General features: G+C 38.3%; 1 protein-coding gene. It reads left to right on the top strand.

The features are described 5' to 3' along the window. Positions 1-169, top strand: a 169-nt coding sequence (locus tag BHV72_RS04755; protein ID WP_286855007.1) for a PDDEXK nuclease domain-containing protein, incomplete at its 5' end; no start/stop codon positions are given. Between the last annotated feature and the right edge of the window lie 424 nt (positions 170-593).

Genomic DNA, 593 nt, shown 5'->3' with positions numbered 1-593 from the left:
TTCTATCGGAATAATACTTTGTAGAGAGATGAATCAAACCTTTGTAGAGTTTGCCGTTCGTGATTATAACAAGCCGATGGGGGTTGCTACTTACCGTGCATCTAAAGATATGCCGGAACGACTTCGTAACGCTCTGCCGGACGTTGAGGACTTGAAAAAGCTATTGTAAGGCAAAAGCCTTGTTTCTTTTTTGGCAGGTAATTGCCTTTTGTTACCTTTGCACATGAAGTCCACCACTAAGCGAATTTCTTCGTTTTTTGTTGCTATTTTGTTACCCATTGTTAGTGATAGGTGGGATTCTTCTTTGATAATCAGACTAATATGCTATTTGGTATATAATATGTGGCAGAATATTATTAATTCGTGGCAACTGTGGAAGAAGAGAAAGAAGGAAATGGAATAATGGTTGCAGTACATTGTAGTTGCATCGGTGAATAACCGATATTTAGGAGCTACTGTCACGATTTTCGCCGCTATTTTCCAACTGTACCGTTTCTTAAGGCAAAAAATAACTTTCATGACTCTCATCCTTTTTGCTAATATGCTGGTATCCTGATAAATAAGTATGATAGATCATTCCGAACTCCGGTATC

Source organism: Bacteroides sp. 43_46, from assembly GCF_001915455.1.
Taxonomy (GTDB): Bacteria; Bacteroidota; Bacteroidia; order Bacteroidales; family Bacteroidaceae; genus Bacteroides; species Bacteroides caccae.
Note: the sequence above shows the minus strand (reverse complement) of the source record. Positions and strands in the feature narration are given on the sequence as shown.